General features: G+C 43.9%; 13 protein-coding genes. All 13 read right to left on the bottom strand.

Features of this window, described 5'->3' with window-relative positions; all coding sequences use genetic code 11:
* Nucleotides 1–15: 15 nt before the first annotated feature.
* Nucleotides 16–3,024, bottom strand: coding sequence for a SusC/RagA family TonB-linked outer membrane protein (locus tag ACFGVR_RS12575; RefSeq protein ID WP_448697509.1), 3,009 nt, complete (start codon nt 3,022–3,024; stop codon nt 16–18).
* A gap of 485 nt (nt 3,025–3,509) precedes the next feature.
* A complete protein-coding gene (locus ACFGVR_RS12570) occupies nt 3,510–5,333 on the bottom strand; it encodes a glycoside hydrolase family 35 protein (RefSeq protein ID WP_448697507.1) in 1,824 nt (607 codons plus the stop codon).
* A gap of 12 nt (nt 5,334–5,345) precedes the next feature.
* Nucleotides 5,346–7,196, bottom strand: coding sequence for a glycoside hydrolase family 2 protein (locus ACFGVR_RS12565; protein ID WP_448697505.1), 1,851 nt, complete (start codon nt 7,194–7,196; stop codon nt 5,346–5,348).
* A gap of 1 nt (nt 7,197) precedes the next feature.
* The gene (locus ACFGVR_RS12560; RefSeq protein WP_448697503.1) at nt 7,198–8,304 is read right to left on the bottom strand and encodes a glycoside hydrolase family 43 protein; all 1,107 of its coding nucleotides are present in this window, start codon (nt 8,302–8,304) and stop codon (nt 7,198–7,200) included.
* A 9-nt stretch (nt 8,305–8,313) separates the two neighbouring features.
* Nucleotides 8,314–9,561: a DUF2264 domain-containing protein gene (locus tag ACFGVR_RS12555; protein ID WP_448697501.1), complete on the bottom strand. Its 1,248-nt coding sequence runs from the start codon at nt 9,559–9,561 to the stop codon at nt 8,314–8,316.
* A gap of 224 nt (nt 9,562–9,785) precedes the next feature.
* Nucleotides 9,786–13,832, bottom strand: coding sequence for a hybrid sensor histidine kinase/response regulator transcription factor (locus tag ACFGVR_RS12550; protein WP_448697499.1), 4,047 nt, complete (start codon nt 13,830–13,832; stop codon nt 9,786–9,788).
* A 135-nt stretch (nt 13,833–13,967) separates the two neighbouring features.
* Nucleotides 13,968–15,173 carry a glycoside hydrolase family 27 protein gene (locus tag ACFGVR_RS12545; protein WP_448697497.1) on the bottom strand — a complete coding sequence of 402 codons (1,206 nt, stop codon included), beginning with the start codon at nt 15,171–15,173 and terminating at the stop codon, nt 13,968–13,970.
* A 4-nt stretch (nt 15,174–15,177) separates the two neighbouring features.
* Nucleotides 15,178–17,955, bottom strand: coding sequence for a glycoside hydrolase family 2 protein (locus ACFGVR_RS12540; protein ID WP_448697495.1), 2,778 nt, complete (start codon nt 17,953–17,955; stop codon nt 15,178–15,180).
* Nucleotides 17,956–17,967: 12 nt separating this feature from the next.
* Complete coding sequence (locus ACFGVR_RS12535) at nt 17,968–19,080, bottom strand: glycoside hydrolase family 26 protein (RefSeq protein ID WP_448697493.1); 1,113 nt, start codon at nt 19,078–19,080, stop codon at nt 17,968–17,970.
* 6 nt (nt 19,081–19,086) lie between these two features.
* Complete coding sequence (locus ACFGVR_RS12530; protein ID WP_448697492.1) at nt 19,087–21,048, bottom strand: sialate O-acetylesterase; 1,962 nt, start codon at nt 21,046–21,048, stop codon at nt 19,087–19,089.
* A gap of 26 nt (nt 21,049–21,074) precedes the next feature.
* On the bottom strand, nt 21,075–22,790 hold the full coding sequence (locus ACFGVR_RS12525; RefSeq protein ID WP_448697490.1) for an alpha-L-arabinofuranosidase: 1,716 nt from the start codon (nt 22,788–22,790) through the stop codon (nt 21,075–21,077).
* A gap of 115 nt (nt 22,791–22,905) precedes the next feature.
* On the bottom strand, nt 22,906–24,093 hold the full coding sequence (locus ACFGVR_RS12520) for an IPT/TIG domain-containing protein (protein WP_448697489.1): 1,188 nt from the start codon (nt 24,091–24,093) through the stop codon (nt 22,906–22,908).
* Nucleotides 24,094–24,098: 5 nt separating this feature from the next.
* The gene (locus ACFGVR_RS12515; protein ID WP_448697487.1) at nt 24,099–25,736 is read right to left on the bottom strand and encodes a RagB/SusD family nutrient uptake outer membrane protein; all 1,638 of its coding nucleotides are present in this window, start codon (nt 25,734–25,736) and stop codon (nt 24,099–24,101) included.

Genomic DNA, 25,736 nt, shown 5'->3' with positions numbered 1-25,736 from the left:
TGTTGTTAGTTTAAATTATTTTAAAGAAACATTAAGGCCGAAAACGATGGTACGGGTTTGCGGGTAATTATCAACCCAGCTCGCAGTAGAATTAGTTACTCCCCGTGTTAAATAATCATCCTCCGGATCCCAGCCTATCCAATTGGTAAAAGTATGGAGGTTGCGCCCACTGGCGTAAATCATCAATCCGGATAAGTGTATCTTATCCAACAATTTAGGCGCAAACGTGTAACTTAATGTAATATCTTTTATCCTGGTATAGCTTCCATCATGCGGATATCCATATCCGCGGGTGTTGGTATAAGCTAACGACTGAAATGAGTTGCTCCCGTTGGTAGGTGTCCAGTAGCCAATTTCTGCCGGAGTATTACGGCGGCCGGCTTCATCGGCATAATTATAATCGGCGTCGTTTTTCAGTATGCCTTGTGCGGTTTGGATAAATATACTTAAAGCAAGTTGTTTGTAATGAAAAGTGTTGGTCATGCCGCCTGTCCATTTAGGCGAAGTTTGGCCCTGTATAACCTTATCGTTAGCTGTTATTTTACCATCGCCATCAGTATCGGCAAATTTCAGATCGCCTGGTTTAGAACCAGGATCTTGTTTTGATGGATCCTCGCCGGTTTGCCAAACCCCTGTCATTTTGTAATCATAAATTACGCTGATAGGCTGGCCTATAAACCACCTGTTTCCTAAATCATCTTTGCCATCACCATATAGGTCGACAATTTTATTTTGGTTAGTGGCAAAAACAAAACTTGTTTCCCAACGAAAGCCTTTCATATCAATATTGCGGGTGTTTAAGGATATTTCCAAACCTTTATTGGCGGCTTTACCAATATTATCGAACACATTAGTATAACCTGTTATAGTTGGCAAGCCCCGGTTAAGTAACAGATCTGAAGTTTTTGAGCTGTAAACATCGATGCTACCTGAAATGCGGCTTTTCAGGAAAGAGAAATCGACACCAAGGTTAGTAGTTACCGTACTTTCCCAGTGCAGGTTAGCATTACCCAGGTTAGAGGCCTGTACGCCTATCTGGCTCACACCACTGAATGGGAAACGTATTGTCGCATCAGTTGTGATGGTACGATAAACCGGCAATGCTTCGTTACCTGTTTTACCGTAAGACAATCTTAGTTTTAAGTTGTCAATAATTTTCGAATCCTTTAAAAACGATTCATTCGAAATATTCCAACCAACAGCTGCTACCGGGAACCAGCCATATTTGGTAGTATTGGCGCCAAACACCGATGATCCATCCCGGCGGGCTGTTAATGTTAACAGGTAACGACTGTCATACGAGTAATTGATACGTCCCATTTGCGAATTAGCGGCATACCGATCTGAGTAAGAATAACCGCCCAGGGTATTTCCGGCACCTACGTTATTGAAAGACAATTGGTCATTAATATAGCCCGAACCCGAAGTGGTTGATGCGTTATACCGGCGGCTTTGCGCGCTGTACAATGCGGTAACATTTAAGTGGCTTTTACCAAAATCGCGATCGTAAAACAACAGGTTTTCAATAGTATAACTTTGAGTTTCTGAACTGGCTGCGCTGGCCGAACCTAATGGTGTATTAGCTAAACGGCCGCTATAACTATCTACACGCGTTGGCAAAAAGTTATAACCCGCATTTAGCCGGTATTTTAAACCTTTAACGGCACCACCAAACTTTACGTCGGCATAACCATTGCCGCTAATGTTAACGCTGCGATTAACCTGATCGGTAGTGAGGCCAAGCATTGAGTTGGTATAGAGCTGCTCAGACAGCTGCGGATAGATCATATAAGTACCATCCGGATTGTACTCGCTGCCGTAAGGGCTTAGGGCAGTGGCCAGAAGAAGATTTGCGCGCCCCCCATCGTAGTTATTATTGGCAAAAAACAAAGAAGCACCAACAGTTAGATAGTCGGTTACGTTAACATCCAGGTTAGAGCGTATACTCACTCTTTTATATTGATATCCTTTAACAACGCCTTTTTGGCTCAAATAATCGCCGGATATAAAATATTTAGTACTTTCAGATCCACCGGAAACATTAACATTATGATCTTGCATAATACCTTGCTGAGTAGCTTCATTCACCCAATCGGTAATATGACCTGCGGCATAGTTAGCCCTTTCGCCATTATTATAAACCGGTTCAGGAAACTGCTGTTTCTGGTTGTTTTGAGATAGATAATCCAGATATTTTTGAGTAAATGATGCCGGGTCACGCGGAGTAAGCAGGTGAGAAAGGTTTTCGTAGCCTACATAACCGTTATATTTAATTACTGGTTTGCCACTGGTTCCGCGTTTGGTTGTGATCAGGATAACACCGTTTGAGCCATTCACACCATAAATGGCCGTTGCCGAAGCATCTTTTAATATCTCCATCGACGCGATATCATTAGGATTAATATCATTTAATGAACCACCGCTCTTGGTTAGCGGGATACCATCAACCACAACGTATGGAGCAGATGTAGCCGAGATAGAATTTCGGCCACGTATAGTTGTTGAAGCAGTAGGGTCTTTACCCGGTATTGACGACGTTGTGGTAACGTTAACACCTGCCACAGCTCCCTCAAGCGCCTGCATCACATTGGTAACCGGTAGTTCTTCCAAACGGGCTTTAGGTACCGATGTAACCGAACCTGTAACATCCGATTTTTTCTGTGTGCCGTAACCTACTACTATAACTTCGTTTAATTGTTTGCCATTATCAATAAGGGTAACTATAATATCGGGGTTATTTTTGTCAACTTTTACGGTAACTGTGTTAAAGCCAATAAATGATATGGTTAATGTAGCCCCGCTATTTGCGGTTATTTTAAATACTCCATTGGCATCGGTAACCGTACCCTGACCCGAGCCTGCAATTTTTACACTTGCGCCAGGCAGGGTGTTCCCGGCTTCATCTTTAACAACACCCCTAACGTTAACCTGGGTTTGCGCGTAGGTTAACTGGCTAAAGCCAATAAACGCCAACAACAGCAAACAGCGCAGGCAATAATTTAAATAAGTATACTTTACTTTCATAATTTTAATTTTTTATATCAGTTAATAATTGGTTTATGGTAGTTATGTGCCGTTAGCCCGACCATTTGATCCCGACATTATCAGTCATTATACTGCCGGTAATAAAGGAGGAGTATTGATCAAAAAGTATTAATGTTCTCATACAAATGGTTTATGTGATGAAACAGAATAACCATCGGTTTTACACAATACAGTGCAGCAAAAAATTGGGTAGTTTTTACTCATCATTCAATTTAGGATTTAAGGTTTTGTAACAATTGGTGATACAAATAAAAGCCTTTATACGCGGGCGCGTTAGGGGTAAATTGGTATAATTAGGGGGTATAAATTGTAAAATACCCCCTTTGCACCAGCGATGTAAAATATTTCGTGTTTATATAACACTTATTAAATGCATTTTTTAATAAAGGTTAGTTGCCGCGTATTAAAACAAAAAAGGCCGCCTGTTTCGGGGCGACCTATATTCTTAAGCAGATGTAAATAAACTATGGAAGCTTATCCAATATTGGATTTGCGATGGTATTTAATTTTGTTTGTTGTGGTTTTAACAGCTCCAGCACCACTACCTCGTTCTTGCCTGGCTTTAACCATTCTGCCGGTAAGTAAACAGTTTGCTGCGGACCGATGCTCCAGTATTTACCCAGGTTATGGCCATTTACCCATATCACGCCTTTTCCCCAGGCGCTCATATCAAAATAGGTATCAGTTGGTTTGCTTATAGTAAACGACCCTTTTTTGATCACAGGTGTAGTGTTTGATGATGCGGCACTGAATTTAATGCCTTTTGTATCGGCAAATGGCAGACCATACATCGCCCAGTTTTTAATTTCCGCATGATCAAACCAAACGCTTTCGGTTATGCCTTTTTTATTTTGCAGCAGGTATTTGCCAAAGTTTATCCGGCCCATATTTTCTACCAAAATATCCAAAGTAACTTCCCCGGCAGGGAGATCAACCTGCATACTATCCAGTTTTATACGACGATCAAGCGTGCCGATGATCTTGCCATTGATCATCACTACAGCATAGTCGCGTAGCTCTTTTAATTTCAAAATACCATTTTTACCCCCCTGCATTTTAGTGCGATACAATACAAAACCATAATCCTGGTTCATATCTTCGAAAGTGAGCGGTGTAATATTATTTTGCGGAGCAGGTAAAGTATTTAACAATGATACTGATTGATCGAGGTGAATATCCGGAATAGCGATGGAAGGTTTAGCCGCCGGCACTTCCGGTAGCGTTGTGCCTTTTGGCAGATGCTTGGCTATAACAGCTCTGAATTTCATAAATTTATCAGTCGCATTTCCAGCCTCATCCAAAGGAGCATCGTAATCATAGCTGCTGATCTGGGGTTCGTATGGAGTGTTACCCTTGTAGTTTGCACCATTCATAAATGCGCGTGTAGTACCACCATGAAACATATACATGTTAATGGATATGCCTGCTTTAAGTACCGAGTCTAAGCGGTTAACATAGTTTTCGGCAGGCACGGTGTGATGCCTTGTGCCCCACCAATCAAACCAGGCCGGGTACCATTCGGCAATATAATATGGCCCTTTACCATCGTGCAAACTATTCACTAATGCTTTTACTTTGGCAGTATTGTCGGTACCGTTAATACCGGGTAGCAAGCCTGGCAAATATCCTTTTTTTGCATCGCCAACCGGATCGCAGGTGTATAACAAACCATCAAAACCGGCTTTTTTAAATAGATCCTGGTTTATTTTAAGGTACTCTTTATCATTGCCGTAAGAACCGTACTCATTCTCGATCTGCACCATCAAAATATTACCGCCGTGATTTATCTGTAGCGGAGCCAGTTGTTTACCTATCTGCATAATGTAGGTTTCGTATTCCTTTAAATACTGGGCCTCTTTGCTGCGCACCACCAGGCCCTTTTCATTTTGAAGCCAATATGGGTAACCGCCAAATTCCCACTCGGCACATACATAAGGGCTTGGGCGTAGGATAACCCACAACCCTTCCTGCTGGGCTATTTTAACAAACTCGGCAACATCATTATTTCCGGCAAAATCAAACTTCCCTTTTTGTGGCTCGTGCAGGTTCCAAAAAACGTAGGTACCAATAGTATTTAAACCCATGGCTTTGGCCATTTTCATACGGGCTCGCCATGCTTCGCGCGGCACACGCGGATAATGCATTTCGCCGGATATCATTTGGAAAGGTTTGCCATCCAGCAAAAAATCAGTATCGCCTAATGCAAAAGTGTGTTCAGCTTTTTGTGCGCAGCTCATATTAATGACCACCATTAATATTACCGGCAATAAATACCATTTTAGTTTCATTATGTATGCGTATTATTTATAAGATTTGGTTTTTTCTATCTGATCGTACCAGGCCTTCATAATATAGAATGCCTTCTTTTTATTTCCCTTATCGTCATACAAACCTTTCCGGTTCCACCCTTCCTGGTACATAGGATTGTTGCGTTTAGGCGACCGGAAATCGGCAAGTACCCATGGCGATATGCCTACAAAATTATCGGGCATGCGTTTAAGCATGGCTGTTTGCTCTTTAAAATACCATTCCTGAAACTCTTCGCTAAAGCGGGTTAGCGAGTCGGCATGGAAACCGGTTTTGCCTTCTGCACCTGTTTCGCTAATAAACAGTGGTTTATTGTACGGTGTACTCCAGTTTGTAGTACGGCATTTATCGGGCAAACCACCGTACCAGCCTAAATACTCGTTAAAAGCAACCAGGTCAACAAATTCGCCCAGCGGGTCATCAACAACGTTCAGATTTTTAAGCGAGCCATAATTTACTTCCAGCGCAGCCGATATCATGCGGGTATTATCAAGTTGCCTGGCGGCGGTGATCAGGCTATGCATAAAATTGGTGCGTGTTGCACTGACGGGTGTTTCGTTACCAACCGACCAGATAATGATGCTTGCGCGATTATGATCGCGGGTGATCATTTCATTCAATTGGGCTTTGGCCTTGTTGAGCACATCGGCATTACCAAAATTGATCGTCCAGTAAACCGGTATTTCCGACCATACCAGTATGCCCAACGAGTCGGCCAGACGGGTCATGCTTTCATCGTGCGGATAATGCGCCAGCCTAACCATATTGCAGTTTAGCCCCCGCGCCTGCCGTAATAACTGCTCTGCATCTTGTTTACTATATGCTCGCCGTACCTCTTGCGGAATTTCGCCATGAATACAGATACCCCGCATAAAAATGGGTTTGCCATTGAGCAACACCTGTTTACCAAAAGCTTCAACAGTGCGAAAACCGATCTTGTCTTCTACCTTATCGGTGGCTGTGGCAATGATCACATTATACAATTTAGGGCTTTCGGGCGACCATAGCTGTAGTTTGGGCAGGTTAAACTCAATTGGCGTAATACTGCCGCTTGCCACGATCTGTTTTTTAAATCTCAGTTCGGGGATGCTGATGGTGATATTTTCACCAGTTTTGGCATTGCTGAGTTTTACCCAGCCGCTTACCGCAGGATTAGTTGCCGGACCTTTACCGGGTTCCGGTTTTTTTAGCTGGATAACGTAATCGCGGATGAAGGTTTGCGGAACCTCAACCAGCTTTACATCGCGGGTAATACCGCCATAGTTCCACCAGTCGGTATTTAAAGTAGGTACCTCATCGGCGTAACGTTTGTTATCAACCTTTACTACTAAAAAGTTTCCTTTTTCCTTTAACAGGGACGCAGGAACCTCAAAATTAAACGGTGTAAAACCACCGATGTGGAAGCCTAATTTCTTCCCGTTAAGGTAAACATCGGCACGGTAGTTAACTGCGCCAAAGTAGAGGTAGTATTTTTTACCTGCCTCCGCAGGATTAAAATCAAATGATTTTTTATACCAGACGGTCCCTTCGTAATAAACAAATTCAGGTTTTTGATGGTTCCAGTCGCCCGGAACCTGCAACGTGTATTTATCGATATACCCGTGTTCTTTTTTCTCTGTTTTATCTTTTGGGATATCGGTGTTCCAGTACGCATCGCCATTTTTTTCGTTCAGTTCCTTGTAACGGTAATCGTAAAAACCGGTTTCGTAGGGGTCTACAATGTATTGCCAGCTTCCGTTAAGCGATAGTGATTTACGTGCATTAATATTGGTGATCAGGCTATCCTGCGCGTGTACTGCAAGGCAGATCAGTACACTCCCGATTATTAGTATCAGTTTTCTCATCTTATTTTTTAAATACATCCAGATTCCAGTTATCTAACCAATCTATCTCAATATCATCGCCTTTAAAAGTAACAGGCAACCACAGGTAGCGGCCATCTATAGCATTTTTAGGCGTCCACTTATCGGCCATAAAAATAAATGCATCCTTTTTACCTGCTACGGGCAACACATATGTACTTTGACCGCCAAAAGTAATTTCGGCACCTTTGCCCACACAAGGGTTACCATGGTAAGTCCACGGACCCCAAATCGATTTGGCCGAAAACCACCGCGCCGGATTTGGCGCCCAGCCTGTAGTGCCTGAACCTACCAGATAATAGGTGCCATTGCGTTTAAATATGGCCGGCGCTTCGGTTTGGTGACCAGCATATACCCGCGCAAACTTACCGGTATGACCGGTATAATCGTCATTCAGTTCGGCTATATCAAGGGTAAAGTTCTCTTCGGCTGAAAAGATATGATAGGCTTTACCATCGTCATCCACAAAAACGTTCATATCACGCGCCATTTGCCCGCCGGGTACATCACGGCAAAAAAAGCCTTCACTCTTTCCGTTGGGATGATCACAATTTACTTTATCGGTTTCAGCAGTCCCTTCCGGGTAAACCGGCATAAAACCAGCATTGGGCCGGTAGCTTTTTATAAAAGTATATGGGCCCGTAACCTTATCGCTTGTGGCAACGCCGGCCCGGGCGGCCTTATAGCCCTGGCCACGTAATTCCAGGTGAAACCACATCACGTATTTTTTAGTTTTTTTATTGTAAACCACTTTGGGGCGTTCCAATATACAACCCTTGGCAATATCGCTGGCCGAATCCTTAACAGCTAAAGCTATGCCTTCATCTTTCCAGTTGTACAGGTCTTTCGAAGAGTAGCAATGCACACCTACCATGGCACGATTACCTGCACCGCCCTCAATTTTATGTTCGCCAAACCAGTAATAAGTACCCTTGCTGTGTAACATCCCCCCGCCGTGGGCATTAATGTGTACGCCATTATTATCGGGCCAAATGGCGCCGGGAGTAAAACTTTTTGAAGGCGTTTGTGCAATGGCCACGCTACCAGAAAAGCTTATTAACACTATTAAAAGTTTGCAAAATCGCATCATATACGTCAATTAAAATTTATTGGAGTCCATCGCATGGTCAGGTTCTGCATCCTGTCCCGTCCATATTTTTACCGATGTCCATGGTAATGGCGGGGCACTCCAAAATTCATCGGTTGCGGGTAAGCCCAGCGGTAAAAAAACATCCATGCACATGTATAAACTCCCTGTGGTGATGTAGACATCTGCAAGGTTAGGTTGGTTACCGTACAAGCCGATATTAAGCCAGCCTTTATCGTTAAAGGTAGTTGGCGATCCGAGTGTTTTTTTGATCACGGCAGTTAATGCACAGCGCACCTGTGCCGGTTTTAATGATTCGGGCAATTGCGCTTTATAAGCCATATATGCTAAATGATGAAATACACCACCACGGTAAACTATAGAACGGCCCGTTACCGGATAGCTGCCATCGGTATTGATCTGCCGTTCCTGTATTTGTGCATAGCGTTTGCTGATAGCATTCAGATTAGCCTTTTCTCTGCCATAAATATTTTTTTTGGCATTTATCACCTCAATAATGGTATTGAGGTTGGGATGTATCACAATACTGTTGTAATAATCGTAATGAAACTCCATTCCGTCGGAAAACAAACCATCGCCCACATACCAATGTTTGGTGAACTCCTTTACCGCAAAATCTACTCTTACGGCATCATAGTCTATATCATATTTGCAAAAAAAAGCTTCTATCATACCGCTAAAAAGCAGCCAGTTACTGTAAACCGGCACTGTGTTGCGGGTAATTCTAAATTGGTTGATAACCTGCTGCTGAACTTTGGCATCAAGGTGCGACCATAACCACGGCGACCGGATAAGCCCCAGCGCAACAAAAGAGGCGTCAACCAGCGGCTGACCGCCGTTCCATTGCAGAAAATCTTTAGCTTCGGGATTTACGGAATTGACAATACCTTTTAATGCCCACTCACGATATTGTGTACGTAATTTAACTTCATCGCCATCGCCGCCCTCACCCTCAAGCCATGGTGCCAGACCGCTTAAAGTACGGCCAAAAGCCTCCAGGTATGCCACTTTGGCCCGGCTATCTTTGTTGTCGATCCTCTCGGACAGGGCAACCGGCATATTGGCCTTGAGCGTATTATTAGCAATATTGCTCATAACCGGCCGGGCAATTTTATCCATATAAGCAAGCCATGTTTTACGATCATTAGCCTGATCTTGTATTTGTGCGTTAGCTAACAAGCTGGTTAAAGCCAGAAGCATACTAAACGCAATTTTGATCACATATTTTGTTTTAAACATATCGCAATAAATTACCTCGTTAATTCAGAAAAATCCTGCATCAATATAGGTATTCAAATATTGAATTAAATGGTAAGCAAGTATTCCGGCTCAATTGGTATTGCGAAGTAAAGTTAAATAGCAATATCGGGTGGGGGTTATTTTGATATTTTAAAGGGGGCATTTTCAACAAAACAGCACTTATGGGTATTGTAGCAAATTATTTACGTAGGCAGGTAAATATGCTAATCGACATGGTGCGGAAATTTCATCGCTTCTTCAACGCGGTAATTTTTATGAAAGGCGGTACGATGCTTCTTTAAAAACTCGGAAGGCTTCATACCAAATACTTTCACAAAATGTTCGCGAAAGTATTTAATGTCGTTTACCCCCACATTCATGGCAGCCTCGTTTACGTTGCAATTGGTATTAATCAGTAGTTCGGCAGCTTTACGGATGCGGATAAACCGGATAAAGTTATTGACAGATTGCCCGGTTATCAGTTTGATCTTTTTAAACAAGCTGGAATAGCTCATCCCCATCTCATCGGCTATAGCCTGAACATCAAAATCATTATCGATGATATTACTTTCAATGATTGCGACGCATTTGTACAAAAAGTCTTTATGTTCTTCGGATATCCGGCGGGCACTGCTTTTTAACGTAACCTCGTTATAAAAATAATTCTGCAGTTCGGTTTTACTTCGCAAGATACCATTTACCCGGGCAATCAGCAGATCTTTTTCAAATGGTTTGCTGATAAAGTCAACCGCGCCTACTTCTATACCTTTTAACTGCAATTCGGGAGTCGAGTCGCCTGTCATCAATATAACCGGGATATGACTCAGCAATGAATCCTGCTTGATGATCTTACACAGTTCGATCCCGTCAAGGTCGTCCATTTTGATATCGCTGATGATGATATCGGGTAAAAACTTTTTAATGTACTCAAGCCCCTGCTCGCCGTTTACGGCTTCGTAAATTTTATAATCGCGTTTAAAGATCTTTGCTACATAATCGCGCAGCTGTTCATTATCGTCGATGATCAGCACAGACTGCCTGTCGGAGATCAATAACTCCAGTTGATTTACTGATTCTTCTTCTGGTTGTGTTTGGCCTTCTTCTTCCATCTCCGGATCGAGCAACTGGTGATGGCTTTGATCAACAACTGCATCATCTAAAATATCAGCGCTGCTAAAGTGCAATTTACCTGTTTTTAACTGCAGGGTAAAGCTTGTACCACCTGTTGGATTATTGTGATAGTTGATGGAGCCATGATGTTGTGCTATAAATGTTTTTACAAGATATAAACCAATACCGAAGCCTGTTTTTAATGAGTTTTTATCTTTGATCTGGTAGTATTTATCAAACAGCTTTTCGCCAATACCGGCATCAATACCCCGCCCGTTGTCTGATACCTCCAATAAGACCAGGTCATCGTTCTGTTTTAAATTAACTTCTATCTTACCGTTATCCGGTGTAAATTTAATGGCATTGGATATCAGGTTAAACAGCACGATCTCGATCTTTTCACGGTCGGCATACAATTCAACATCGTCAGCACCATGATTAAAATTATAAGTTATATTTTTGGCTTTGGCCTGATGTACAAAGCATTGGTAAACATCCTGGCAAAGTATGGTAAAATTCAACCTCACTACCTTTAGGCTGTCACTTTCACTCTCGGCTTTTCTGAATAACAGTAAATGATCCACCAAACCCAACAAACGCCTTGCATTGCGATAGATAGTATTCAGATCATTTTTATCGCCGCCTGAACTATTGTGCAGCAGATCTTTAATGGGGTTGATGATCAAAGTTAAAGGCGTACGGAACTCGTGCGAGATATTGGTAAAAAACGACAGTTTCTTTTCGTTCAATTCTTTATCGCGTTCAGCTTTCAGATTGGTGATCTCAATCTCGTACTTCAGTTTGGTTTGTTTGGTTTGGTATCGCCACAGCCGGTAAACAATAAACCCAATAACCAGAATATAACATAAATAAGCCAGCCAGGTACGATACCAGGGTGGTAAAACAATAATATGCAAAACCAACTGATGATTATTCCATGCACCTGCCGTATTGGTAGCCTTTATCCTGAGCGTATACGTACCCTCGTTTAAGCGGGTGTAATAAGCTGTTTTTAACTGCCCGACATAATTCCAGCCATGATCCCAGGATTCGAGGTAATAGGCATAGTTTATTTTATCGGGAAATGAATATTCGAGCGTGGTGTAATCAATAGCAATAGTGGCCTCGTTATACGGGATAGTGATTGTTTTGAGGTCGACAACGGCCTGCCTGCCGGTGTAACTTGTATTACCATCGATGGCTTTATTATCGATATGCAGCCCGGTAAGCCGAAGCTCGGGCTCGCGTACGGGTAATTTTATACTATCGGGATAAAACAAATTAAAGCCATCAATGCCGCCAAAGGCCAGTTCGCCGGTGCTTAGTTTCAGCGCCGCATTAAAATTAAACTGATTACTCTGCAAGCCATCCGAGGCGTAAAAGTTTTTGAACTTTTTGGTGGTGATATTATATTCGGTGAGCCCGTTGTAAGTACTGCCCCACAGGTTTCCGCTGTTATCAACCAAAACATTCAACAGCGAATTGCTTGGCAAACCATCGGCCTGTGTAAAACGGGTTAATTTATTTTCGGGAATATTATATTTTAGTAAACCGCCTCCTTCGGTACCTATCCAAAGGTTACGGTTACCGTCTTCGGTAATTGAACGTACGGCATTTTTAATAGAGATATACTGGTGATTTTTCCGGCTAACGTCAACTTTAATCAGCTGCGAATAGTCGCCAAGCCAAAGTGTACCGTTATCATCCTCAAAAATAGCGTGTATATTGGTTAGCTGATCATCAAAAATCTCAAATTTATCGGCTTTGCGATTATACCAGTATAATGCCCCACCGCGGGTTACCCCCGCCCACAAATTATTGTGCGAATCAAGATAAAGCTTCCATAAGCTTTTATCTTCGGTTTTGGTGTTAGGGTTATAACAGCTGTAATGTATAAACTTACCCGATGATTTATCAAAGCGGTCGATCCCTCCGCTAAATGTAGCTACCCAGATCAGGTTTTTATGATCTTTAATCATGCTGACCACAAAGTTACTGCTTACCGATCCTTTATCTGCGGTATGTACATAGTTGGTATAAACATTGGCTTTCCTGTTCCAGTAACTTAAGCCGCCGCCATCGGTACCAATCCACAGATTATGCAGTTCATCCTCGCAAAAAGAAATGATAAAGTTATTAACAACACTGTTTTTATTAAATGGATCGTGGGTGATGAGTTTAAACTGGTTGCGCCTGTTATCTAAAATATTCACCCCGCCACGTAAGGTTGCTATCCATACCCGGGCCTCGTTATCCTCGTATATCATGCTGATAGCGTTACTGCGTAATGATGCGCTGTTTTCGTTACTGCTTACCATGTGGGTGGTTTTATGATTGGCTGTATCAATAACATTTATCCCGCCGCCATTGGTACCTACCCAAAGTTCGCTGTTTTTTGCGAACCTGATATCCATGATATTATCGCTGGTTAACCTGCCATAACTATCCGGAAGACGAACCATATGGTGGGTGCGAAGATCATAGATGAATAAACCGTTATCAGTGCCGACCCAGATATGAGCATACGCATCTGTTAACAGGCAGTTTGCCGATTTGAGTTCAGCATTGATCAGCTGTAATTTATTATGTTTTTCGTCCAAAAGGCAAAGCCCGGCATCGCGAACAAATACCCATACCTGTTTTTGCGCATCGCAGGTAACTGCCTGCACACTGTATTTGGTTTTTAAGTTGCCAAAGGTTATTTGTTTACATTTTTCATCGCCCTCGTGATAAGTAAAAAAACCGGCGTAATCCGTACCGATATAAATATTGCTGCGTGAATCAGTTTGCAGCCCGGTAACATTATTGGTGATATTTTGCGGGCCGTTTTTGGCAGAGTATAAGAGTGGGTAAAAATGCGAATCGTTATAATTGTAATACACAAGCCCCTTTAGGGTGCCTACAAATATTTTATTGCCTAAGCCTGCTATCCGGTTAACGTGATTATCGTTTAATGACTGATTGTCGCCATAGATATTTCTGAATGTTTTAACGGTACTGCCATCATATCGGTTCAAACCATCATAAGTGCCGATCCACATAAAACCATAATGATCTTTATAAATAGTGGTTACCGCATTGTTTGATAAACCTTGTTCAATACCCAGATATTTTAATGGCTGATCGTACGCGTAGCCCTTTTTTACACAAAAAAAGAGCATACCAAGTAAAACAGGAAGTACAAGTATTCGTGCAAAAGACAAAACAGCAAATTAAAAGGTCAGATCAGGAATATACAGTTGATCAAATTTAATCAATTTACCGCTAATTTAAAACCGCGTCTGTAATTAAGCTTCTTATAATTTTCTTAGCCTTATCATTATCACATCGTGCGCGGATACTGTAGCTTCAAAAGTTTGGTTGGTTTTGCCCATTGCTTTCCCAGCCTCTATATCCCTGATGTTGTATTCTGTTTTGGTGAAATCGATAAAGGTTTTCGACAGGTCGTCCTTTACGGGATGTTCTTTCCAATTGCAGGTTATTTTTTGAGTGTTTGCCGATCGGTTTAAAAAGCAAATTGCTATTTCGTTATTCTTTAAAGGTTTTATCCAAGTTTCTACACTGTCGGCAGTAGCATATTTATAGGCCTGGATACCTAATGCATCCTGGTTAACCGCGATCACTTCTTTATTGGTTAAAATATCATGCGTTTGCGGTGACATGTTGCGCAAATCGTTACCGGCAATTAAGGGTGCAGCCAGCATACACCACATGGCAAAGTGCGCCCGGTCTTCGTTTACCTTCATCCCGTTTCCTACCTCTAACATATCGGGGTCGTTCCAATGCCCCGGACCGGCGTATTTACGCAAGCTATCCTGCGATTCAATGATCCGGGTAACGCTGTTTGCCGACCAGGTGCCATTACTTTTTATCCCTGCCCAGCCGGCATAAATGTCGTCGGTGGTGCGCCATAAATGGCCAACATCTTTGGCCCATAACCATGGTTTATTGCCACCCCATTCGCACAGGCTAAAAATAATTGGCCTGCCGGCGGTTTTCAAAGCCTTACTCATGGTTTTGTAAGCCTCTTTGGCATTGATGCCGTCGGTATAGCACCAGTCAAATTTCAAATAATCAATATCAAATGAAGCGTATAACCTTGCGTCCTGATACTCATAGCCCCGTGTGCCGGGATAACCGGCGCAGGTTTGTGTACCCGCACAATTATACAAACCAAACTTTAAGCCTTTGGCATGGATATAATCAGCAAGAGCTTTCATCCCCGAGGGAAATTTTACCGGGTCGGCTACCAGGTTACCGCCGGCATCCCGCTCTTTGGCCATCCAGCCATCATCCAACACGATATAGGTATAACCCACGTCCTTCATGCCCGATGCTACCATCACATCGGCAATGTCGCGCACCAGTTTTTCGTTAATATTGGTTTGAAAAGTGTTCCAGCTATTCCAGCCCATGGGCGGTGTTAGCGCCAGGCCCTCAAATTTCTGAGCGAATGATGTAAACGAAAGGAAAAGGAAAAATATAACTGGCAGTTTTTTCATGGCATCAATACATTAACGAAATTTTTTGCGCTGCCGCGTTCCATCCGCTTAACACAAAATGCGCGTTTTTATTTAATTTGCTTAGCGGTGCACTTACACTTACGCTGATACTTTCATGAGGGGCGAGCGTAAAATAATTTGCCGACCAGTACGATGGCATCACCTCATCATTATTGCTTATCAGTTGCGGCCTCACAAAAAACGCTACCTGGTTTGATGTATTAACAATATGTACATCGTATTTTTCATCGTTGCCAACTATTTTACTGTTAATAACAGTCAGTTTCAATTGGGCTTTCGGCATGTTTTTTAGCGCGGTATAATCGGTATCGGGCGCCAGCCAGTATGCGTTGTGCGATACCTGTTTCCCGGCAGCATCTTTTATATTCAGGATCACAAAACTAACGCCCGGGGCATTTTTCAAAACCGACGATAAGTTGGTTAGCTCTTTAACACCGGCATCGTTTAGTGATGCCTTTACAGTTTGTTTATAAAGCTGCTTAGCATGCAGATCAAATACCTGCGTACTAAACGTAAGGGCTCCCGTTGGGTTATGGGTGCGATTAACAACCGCCACCGTACTATCATTTAAATTAAGCTGGGCATGTATCTGCTCACAGGCGTTTTGCATAAAGTAATAACCGGCGTTTGGTTGCAGGTACCAATCGTACACCTGCCATATTACACTCGGGAAGGCTGCGTTCAATTTCCAAAGCATTACGCCCCCGGTTTCATTGAGTTTGTGATTAGCTGCTTCAAAAATACCCTGGTAGCCTATCGCGTTAAGCAGCTGCATTTTATTGGCAAAATCCTCTTCGCTTTCGGGTTTGCCGTAGCGCCTTGCCATTTGGTTATAATACTTATCGTACCGGCCCGCGCCGGTAGCTGCATCATGATAGCCCCAGGTATTGTTTAGTGGGTATGGCAGGCTTTTATCCCATACCTGGTCGTTTATAATACGTGCCATTGTAGTATAGGGCGGCTGTGATGGTAAACCCGTTTCATCTTTAAATACCCAATCTTTTGCTGCATCGGCCAGTTTATAATAATCATGCGGGTCGTGCCATTCGTACGGGCCGCCGCTGTACACGCCCGATGGTTTATCATCCGGCCAGGAGCCTTTCCAGCCTTCGGGTAATTTGGCGTAGCCTGATGAACTTGGAATAAACGGGCGCGTACCATCCAACTCGATAATATTATCCCTCATCGCATCGTACAGTTCTTTACGGGCGTGGCCTTCGTTACCACCCGTCCAAACCAATAAGCTTGGGTGGTTACGGATACGATAGATAGTGCTTTTCACATTACGAACAAATACACTGCTTTCCAGCGGCCAATCGGGCGAACCTTTAAATTCGCCCTGGGTATCGCCGGTAACCCAAAAGTCCGACCATACCATCAGGCCATACTTATCGGCCGAATTAAAAAAGGCATCCGGCGGTGTTACGCCGCCGCCCCATATCCGCACCAGGTTAACATTGGCATTACGGCATAAATGCAGTTCGCGGTCAAACCGGGTTGAATCGCGGTTTACCATCATATCGGGCACCCAGGCGCCGCCAACCAAATGCACTTTTTTGCCGTTCACAAAAAAATCGCGGCGAACAAAACCGTTAGCCGTAGTTACCGCACTTGTAGTTGTGGTACGGATACCGAACACAAACGAAGTATCATCGGCTATACCTGAAGCATTAACATATTGAAGCCTGATGCGGTATAAATTGGCCTTGCCGTAATTATTTGGCCACCATAAATGCGGGTTATTGATAGTTAACTGTTTGATGTTCCTGGCATCGAGGTTAACTGTTGTTGATGATGCGGCACCCACGCTCACACTCTTTTCGAAATTGATGAGCCCTGCTCCTGTAAAGTTTTCGGGTACAATGCTTACCTTGAGTTTTCCATTTTGTACTGCTCCTGCGTGGTTAGTCATCGTCAGGTTTAATGACAGCTTAGCTACGTTAGTATTTGGCAGGTTGGGCAAATCTGTTTTTAATTGCGGATAGCCGATGGTAACCGCGCCCGTGGTACGTAAAAATACCGGCTGCCAAATCCCCATATTACGGTCGCGCACGGGCGGCATCCAATCCCAGCCAACCGAGCACAACATAGTTACGTTTTTACCGATGTCGCCGGTAGGCCCCCCGTTTAAAAAGAACGGGCCCAATGCTTTGAGCTGTTCCGTATCGGGCAAACCCGGATAATCCAACGGACATATTTTTACTGCCAATACATTTTCATTGCCGGCTTTAATATAATTGGTTACATCAAGACTATATTCGGCAAACATGCCTGCCATCTGGGTCGAATCGGCAATCTGATGACCGTTAACCCACACCGCGGCCCGGTAGTTTATGCCTTTAAATATCAGCTGGAATATCTTGCCCCTATCGCCTACAGGCACGGCAAACTTTGTACGGTACCAGTAAGGCTTTTTCCAGGGGTTAGGGTTACCAGGTAAATGGCTGTATTTTTCCAGGTTATATTGTTTGTTAAACTCATCCGATGCATCGGGAATGAGCATATTGTTGAGCGCCTGGTAAGGGTCGGGGTAAACCTTGTTGGCAACCAAACCGGTTAATATCGTAGATGGTACCTTAACCGCATACCAATGCTGCGATGAACGGTATTGCAACGAAGACAATTGCTCGCCCGAATTACCTACCAATGCAGACGACTGCAGATCGAAATTGGTTAACTTAACCTGTTTAACCTGTGCATTACTATCGAGTATGCCCAGGCACAGGCAGAGCGAAAATATTGAACGGTACAGTGTATTCATATAGGTTTTTTTTTATTTATTGCCATAAATGCGAAGCGGCGTTATCCGGTTTTGAAACAGGGTTTGATAACTGTTAAACATTTTTTGAAAATCGACCACACTCCCCTGACCAGGGTAAGGCACATAATAATGATTAGGATTGCTGTTCCGCCATAACATCATATACGATATGGGGTATTTTGATACGGTTGCCATCAGGTCATTTGTCCACCAATCGCTTTTGGGGATACCTTGATATCCGGTTTCGGCAATGGCGGCCAGTTTATGGTGCCTTGTGGCGATATCCTGGGTAACGGCCAATTGCTGATTTAAAACAGATTTAAACTGATCGACATTGTTAGTACAATAGGTGTCAAAACCCACCACATCAACAAATTCATCGCCCGGGTATCTTTCCATAAAATCATCGGCATTTCTAAAATTATCGCCTACAGAGTACACTATCAGTAAGTTATGTAATTTCTTTTTATCGCGCAGGTAGGCAACGGTAAATCGCCAAAGGTTTTTAAAATCTTCGGGCTTGCTTTCATCTTTGCCCCACCAAAACCAACTGCCGGTCAGTTCATGAAAGGGCCTAAACAAGATGGGTACTGGTTCGCCGTCTTTTCCTTTCAGGCTCTTCAGGTACTCTGCTATTTTATCCAGCCGGTCAACCCAATCCTGGTGATGTGCCCCGCCAGGCACGAGTTGGCTAACCGAGTTTTTTGTAGTATCCCATGCAGTTTTGCCGTTTACCGGATTGTTTAAATGCCAGCAAAAAGTATTGATGCCACCACGATTGTATACGTCTTCAATGTATTTTAGTTGCTGCTCAAACGGGATACCGTTAATATCTTTGTCGTGACCCAATTCCATCCCCGAAAGGTCCCAGCCATACAAAGCCGGATAAGCACCGGTAACGCTTTTAACATCCGATCGCCCGGCATCGCCGCGCCAACCTACACCATAAGCCAGGTCATCATGATGGCCGAAAATAACGCCCGCGCCGATCAATCTTTGCATACTGGCGTACAGCCATTTTGTTTCTGTAGTCGCATCTTTATCGCAGGGGTTATAGATCTGCGCGGAAGCGGCAAAGGCAAAAAGCATGTTAACCAGCAAAAACAATCCTGTTTTTATTTGCATGGGTATTTATTTATTATCATCCGTGAGGCCTTTCCAGGTATCGGTTCTGAAAGGGAACAAGGGCAAATGGATGCTGTTGTACACGTTGGCATCGGCCGGGCCATCTTCCCAGGCATAGCGTACTGCTACCGGGTGCGGCACCAGTAACGACGATACTTTGATCTGTGTGTCATTTAATATCTCGGCATCGGCCCAATAAAATTTATGATCCTCGCCTGCAATTGCAAAACCGCCTACATTTTTTGCGGCAGTTAGTCCGCCCGCCGGGTTTGACAGTTTAACAATAATGGCGTTGTCCTTTATTTCGAACGATCTATATCTCGGAGCATCGGCTTTAACCGGTAAGCCATAAACATTTTTCTCGGCCAGCAATACCAATCTGCGGGCAACTTCCTGTTTGTTTTTGGGGTGCACATTTGATGAATCGCCAACATCGAAGGCTGTTACCATACCCGTATTTTTAACCTTTAAAGTTTTATCCTGGGCTTCGCGCACCTCGGCCCAATAGCTTGATGTTTCGGGTTGTTTTTGTTTGCGATGATACCCGGCCAATTGTACATACAGGAACGGGAAATCGCCCTGGTTAAACTTTGTGCGCCAGTCTGCTATCATCATCGGGAAAAGCTCGCGGTATTGATATGCCCTAAACCAGTTTGCCTCGCCCTGATACCATAACACACCTTTAATGCTCAGGTTAGTGAGCGGACTGATCATGGTGTTGTACATTAAAGTCGGCAAGGTGTTGGGGCTGATTTCCTTCTCGGGACGGTCAAATTTGGTTAGGTTAAACCCGATCTTATATTTCCATTCGCCGGCAAGGCTTAGGGTATTGGCTGCTGTTTTTAGATAAAAATATTTGGCATTATCGGCAAAACCACCGTCGCCGCCATAATTTTCAACCCGGATGGTAATGATATTTTCGCCTTCTCTGAGCAAACTTGCCGGAACGGTATACAGACGTTTATAACCCCATTTATCACCTGTACGGCCAACTTCGGTGCCGTTAACAAAAGCTTCATCGGCGTTCATTACAAAACCCAGGCTGAGCTGATTGCTGGCTTGTATATCGGCCGGGGTTAACACAACGGTTTTTTTGAACCATACCACGCCGCTCATTTCCCAAAGGTCGGGCAGGCCGGTAAAATCCCATATCGTTGGTAAATTGATATTTTTCCAGTCGGACACATTTGTTTCTTTTGCCCAAACGTATTGCCCGTCAGCCAAACCTTTATCCTGGCTGTTGAAATTTGTTACCCAATCCGCATGAGCTTTGCGGTGCTCTTTGTTATAGGCTGCGGTATCGAACGCGGCAACCTGCTGTGCTTTTGTTCCAAAAGTGGGTTCATCAATCAATCCTTCTTTGCTTATCCAGCTTTCAATTACGGTACCGCCCCAACTGGCATTGATCAGGCCGATGGGAATCTTGATATCGCGCTGGACATCACGTGCAAAAAAGTAACCAATAGCCGGGAAGTACTGAGCCGAATTACTGGTGCATACCGACCAGTTACCCCAGGTATCTTCGCGGGGAGTGAGATCGATACTTTTATTTACGCTGAACAACCTGATCAACGGGTAGTTGGCGTTTTTAACTTCCTGATCCGCATTGTTAGCCTGAGTGAGATTAAATTCCATGTTCGATTGCCCGGAACAGATCCATACATCCCCAATCAGGATATCATTCAGGGTAATAGTGTTTTCGCCCGTTAAAACCATTTGGTATGGGCCTCCTGCTTTTATAGCCTGCATTTTAACCAACCACTTTCCATTGCTGCTTGTGGTAGTTGTGTAGGTTTTCCCGGCAAAGTTTATCGTAATAGCTTCCGCGGGCTTTGCATAACCCCAAACCTTGATGGGTTTATCGCGCTGCAATACCATATGATCACCAACCAAAGCGGGTAACTTAATAGCGGCCCGGCTTGTTAAAACGCAGCAAACCGCAACAGCTAAAACAAAATACTTATTCATTATTGTTCAAGATAGTAAGTAAAAGCTTATTTTTTATCGGCAACTAAAAAAACTACGCTGCGGGGCGGTACATCAACCGTAATGCCATTTTGTACTGAACCCGCATTTGCCGGCAAGGTATCATAGTTGACCGGCCCGCCCGATACGCCTGCCGGGCCATTGCCATTTACTAAAACTTTCCGTGAAAAAGCGCCGTCGCTGCCGCCGGTTAGGGTATAGTAATAGTAATTGCTGCCTGGTGCATAGTTTTTAATACTAACGCTCACTATATGGTCGGTTGTGCTTTTATTGATCAGCACCACACCGGCCTGGCCCGACGTAAATGACGAGGCATAACTCAAAATATCAGCACTGCCCTGTACTGATGAGGCTATCATCTGGTCGCCAAAAAACTTTTGGAAATAATACAGGTAATAAAAAGCAGGCCGTGCATTCCATTTGGATGCACCGGGCTCATCGCCGATATTAAATAAACCGTGATCATTACCACCGCTCCAGCCATTGGCCAGATCCCAGCGGCTTGCCATGCCATATTTGTTTTTCAGTAACTCGCCAAGTACCATTACCGCATGCACGCCTGCTATGTTCGATACCTTTTGCATCGAGCCCTCGGCATTGATATTCCATTCGGTCAAGGCTATTGGTTTTGTAGCTGCATTGATAGTATTCATATAATCCATTACCGATTTTGAACTGGTAATGGCCGTATTCAATACCACATCAACCGTCGAATTTTCCTGGTATGGCGTGTAATAATTGTGTACGATAAAATAATCGGCAGTGCTACCCCCCTGTGCCAAAAACCCGGCATCCCAGCCGCTTTGCACGGCATCGTATGATGAAGCGGTTTCGTATAGCATGCCGCCAATTTTGATCGTCGCGCCAACATCGGCAGCAGCCTTACGCATCGAATCGGCAAAAACTTTAAAATGTCGACCGTACTGGTCACCGGAGATGACCTGTGCCTGCCCGTCTTTATTTTTTTTAGTGTCTATCTTATACCCAGCTTCCCAGTTACCATAATTTTCGTTGCCGATCTCCCAGAATTTGGTACGGCCCTTATCATACCTTACCCAATCGGCAGCTAAATGCGCAGCAACTTGGTCGGGATGAGCGCTGGTTCCATATCGCGCGTAAGCGTAATTTACACAAATACTGCCGGTGCTGTTGGTTTGTTGTAAAACCTTATAATAGTTATCGAGCGAGAAGGTCCAGCTTGAATTATCCTGGCCAAACCAGTATTGGTTCTTCGAGAGGTTTCCGTTGCTGTCATACAGCGAATCGGGCGCATCGGCAGGTTTTTGTGTAGCCGAGTTCCAGAAATACACATCTGATAAACTACCTCCGGGAAATCGCAAAATATTGGGTGATAACCTGGTCAGACTACTCATTAAAACAGGCTCAGTAACGTACTGGCCCATGTATGGGTTAGTATTATTACCGTATAAATATTTTGACACTTTGGTCAAAACCTGGCTTACATCAACAATTACTGTAGCCGAAACACTTCCGGATGGCGCTGTGACACCTATGGTAGTTGTTGGGATAGCAAATGTTTTAGGTTGCCAGTCGTCTAAAAAAAAGCCCTGGGTTTTAGCCGCGACCGGGATATTGGGCGCTGTGATAACCGGGCTGTTGGTGACGACCGTATCGGTTAGCGCCGGCGAATTTCCGGTTTTTTTACAGGCTTGTATCGCTACAAAACCAAGCACAAACAAAAATCCCATGGTTATTTTATTCATAAATTTTAATTGCTGGCATAGCCAACAGATCAAGCTGTTAAAAAAGGATGCCACCTTATACAAACCACAACGGCTTGCACAAGTATGGCATCCTCAACCAATTATAGATTAACTACTAAATAAACCCAAGGTCATCAACATAAATGGTACTTGGTACCGCGCTTCCCTGCGATTGCAATACCACTTCGTTTATGGTACCTGTTACACTAGCCATTAACGAACTTAACGGAACTGTACAGCTTACCCAGGCGCCGGCAGTCATTACAACGGTCGTACCATTGTAGTTGCCGTTAATTACAACCTGCAGTTTATCGCCTGTTTTTATGCCATTGCCCCCGTACACAAAAAACTTAATAGATTTTAAGCCTAATGTGGTAACATTCGGCGCAGCCGAACCACCATATCCGATCTGCAACGCGCCGTATGAACCCTGGAACGTTACTGCGATAGATTTAGAACCACGCTCCACCGGCGAGGAGTTGTTAAAATCAATAGTACTGGTATAGCCGCTATAGCCACCACCATTACCACCCCAGCCTGTTGCACGGGCATCATCAAAAATGATATATTTATAACCGAACGAATTAGCTGACGTAGTTGAACCACCTGCTGTGGTCACTGTAATAAAGGCCTGTACTACTCCTGCAGGTAAGAGCACCTTGAGTTGGGTGCTGGTATTTCCCACAATTTTGGCGGCTACAGTGCCGAATTTAACCGATGTGGCATTGTCAAAAACAGTACCGTTAATGTAAATGGTATCACCTACCGAAGCTGCTACAGGAGTAAACGATACTATTTGAGGCGGAGGTTGCACTACTGTAAATTTGTAGTCAACGCTGCCATGTAAAGTTACTACGGTAAGCGTTGCAGCCTGACCGGGATTAAATGGCGCGGTTGTTGGCAGTGTAACTATGATACTGTTATCTGCTAACACGGCCGGGTTAAAATAAGCCGCAACACCATTAAAGTATACGTTTGTAGTGCTGCCCAGGTTAGTACCTGTTATGCGGTATTGACTGCCTCCCCTGCCGGAAGTTACAAGTGAATCAAATGCTACTACTTGCGGGTTATAATTGGGGTTCGTTGTTGTAGTAGGCACACCGCTTGAATTATAAATGATCGTGGTTGTTATTCTCGATGAATCGACTACTGATTTATATACGGTATGCACACCATCAATAGTTGGCGCGCCGGTACCACCGATAAGGTTTGGGCTATCTTTTTTGCAGGAAGCAAAACTTAATGCTATTAAAGCAGATAGTATCCAATATAGATTTTTCGACATTATATTTAATTTTTTCATGGTTATTACGGTTTAAATACATAATGAACAGGAGCTGCTACCAGGTTTGGATCGGAGGTTGATTCTGATACCGGCACAGGGAAAAAGAAGTTGGCATCTACCGGTGTCAATTTTTTAGAGTAAATTACCGGTGCCGGATTTGCATTGGCCGCGGCGCTGTACGTACCTCTTTCCTGTTGACTGATGACCGAAATAGCAACAGGGTGATGCGTAGGGAAAGTTGCCGACCCGGCAGGTTGAAATCCATCGAGCCGGCAAAGGTCAAACCAATAATCCATCTCAAGGGCAAATTCAAGGCGTCTTTCGAGCATCAGTTGCTGATAAGTGAACGAAGCAACAGCCGGTACGCCAACACGCGTCCTAACCATATTAAAATAGGTTAAAGCTTTTGCATCTGTTGTTGATGCGGCAAGTGGTATACCGGTGCCAGGTGTTGTATGAGACGATTGTCCCAGGATGGCTTCAGCTTCGATCAGCAAAACATCCGAATAACGGATTATATAGGTATTGTTCCCTCCGGCCTGGGCAGCGCTTTTGCCGCCGTTATCGGCAGGTGTACCTATAACATATTTTTTTGCCGCTGCATTTTCATTTTGTGCGCTGCCGTTTGCAGGGAATCTATACCCTCCTGCTGCTACATTGAGGTCGGCATAAAAGCTGTTGGGGATCATAATTGTAGCATGTCTTCTAATTGTATCGCCACCTTCGGCTTTAAAAGCATTTTGCAGGTCGATGGTTGGCCCAATTTCAGAGTAACCATCGCCTGTACCAGTAATAGTGCTGTTATAGGCCCATGATGCCTGTATGGAGTTGCCATAATCATAACCTCCGTTATGGATCCATTGCATAGCAAGTATGCTTTCCTTATTGTTATTATTAGCGGTTTGAAACAGGTTCTCATAAACCGGCAATAATGAAAACTCGCCGCTATTGATCACTTTTTCAGCCTCTTTTTGGGCGTTCACATAATCCTGCATGTACAGGTAAACCTTTGCCAGCATTGCTGATGCTGAACCGCTGTCGCCATGCCCGGTACCTGCGGTACCTACCGAACAATTGGCTTCGGCAAACTGCAGATCCCTAACTATCAATGTGTATACATCAGATATAGGGTTAGTTGGTACTGTTTGAAAATTAGCAATATCATCAAGCGGGTTTTCAACTATCGGTACATTTCCAAAAACCCGTACCAGGTAAAAATAAGCCACTCCGCGCATTAAATGGGCTTCTCCTAAAGCGTTATTGACAGTGGCCTGGGGCACACCGGGTATTGATGACGGCATATTGTTAAGCAAACCATTGCACTGTGCTATAACTGTGAACGGCGAATCCCATGCGGCAAGAATTTCGGGGTTGCCATTTGGCGCCGACCAGTCGTTGAACGCGCTAACGTCAGACGAATAGGTAAATGCATTACCGCCTGACAATTCGGTAATTGCCCATCCCACTTTATTATTCCAGCCAAACCATGGAGCGCCGTATAAGCCATTGGTACTGGCCTGTACCTGCGATGTTGTTTGATAATAATTACCAACCGTAATACCCGCTTCCGGCGGACGGTTGAAAAACTCTTTTTTACAATCTGCTAACAGCATACTTGCCATCGCCGCCACGCCTGTAATATATTTTATATGTCTTTTCAT

Source organism: Mucilaginibacter aureus, assembly GCF_053514885.1.
This window is presented reverse-complemented; position numbering and strand designations above follow the sequence as displayed.

Excerpts from the sequence above, each read along its gene's own strand:
- ACFGVR_RS12570 (WP_448697507.1), bottom strand. The coding sequence starts at position 5,333 with ATGAAACTAAAATGGTATTTATTGCCGGTAATATTAATGGTGGTCATT.
- ACFGVR_RS12550 (WP_448697499.1), bottom strand. The coding sequence starts at position 13,832 with ATGCTCTTTTTTTGTGTAAAAAAGGGCTACGCGTACGATCAGCCATTA.
- ACFGVR_RS12575 (WP_448697509.1), bottom strand. The coding sequence starts at position 3,024 with ATGAAAGTAAAGTATACTTATTTAAATTATTGCCTGCGCTGTTTGCTG.
- ACFGVR_RS12565 (WP_448697505.1), bottom strand. The coding sequence starts at position 7,196 with ATGAGAAAACTGATACTAATAATCGGGAGTGTACTGATCTGCCTTGCA.
- ACFGVR_RS12540 (WP_448697495.1), bottom strand. The coding sequence starts at position 17,955 with ATGAATACACTGTACCGTTCAATATTTTCGCTCTGCCTGTGCCTGGGC.
- ACFGVR_RS12520 (WP_448697489.1), bottom strand. The coding sequence starts at position 24,093 with ATGAAAAAATTAAATATAATGTCGAAAAATCTATATTGGATACTATCT.
- ACFGVR_RS12560 (WP_448697503.1), bottom strand. The coding sequence starts at position 8,304 with ATGATGCGATTTTGCAAACTTTTAATAGTGTTAATAAGCTTTTCTGGT.
- ACFGVR_RS12515 (WP_448697487.1), bottom strand. The coding sequence starts at position 25,736 with ATGAAAAGACATATAAAATATATTACAGGCGTGGCGGCGATGGCAAGT.
- ACFGVR_RS12525 (WP_448697490.1), bottom strand. The coding sequence starts at position 22,790 with ATGAATAAAATAACCATGGGATTTTTGTTTGTGCTTGGTTTTGTAGCG.
- ACFGVR_RS12535 (WP_448697493.1), bottom strand. The coding sequence starts at position 19,080 with ATGCAAATAAAAACAGGATTGTTTTTGCTGGTTAACATGCTTTTTGCC.
- ACFGVR_RS12555 (WP_448697501.1), bottom strand. The coding sequence starts at position 9,561 with ATGTTTAAAACAAAATATGTGATCAAAATTGCGTTTAGTATGCTTCTG.
- ACFGVR_RS12545 (WP_448697497.1), bottom strand. The coding sequence starts at position 15,173 with ATGAAAAAACTGCCAGTTATATTTTTCCTTTTCCTTTCGTTTACATCA.
- ACFGVR_RS12530 (WP_448697492.1), bottom strand. The coding sequence starts at position 21,048 with ATGAATAAGTATTTTGTTTTAGCTGTTGCGGTTTGCTGCGTTTTAACA.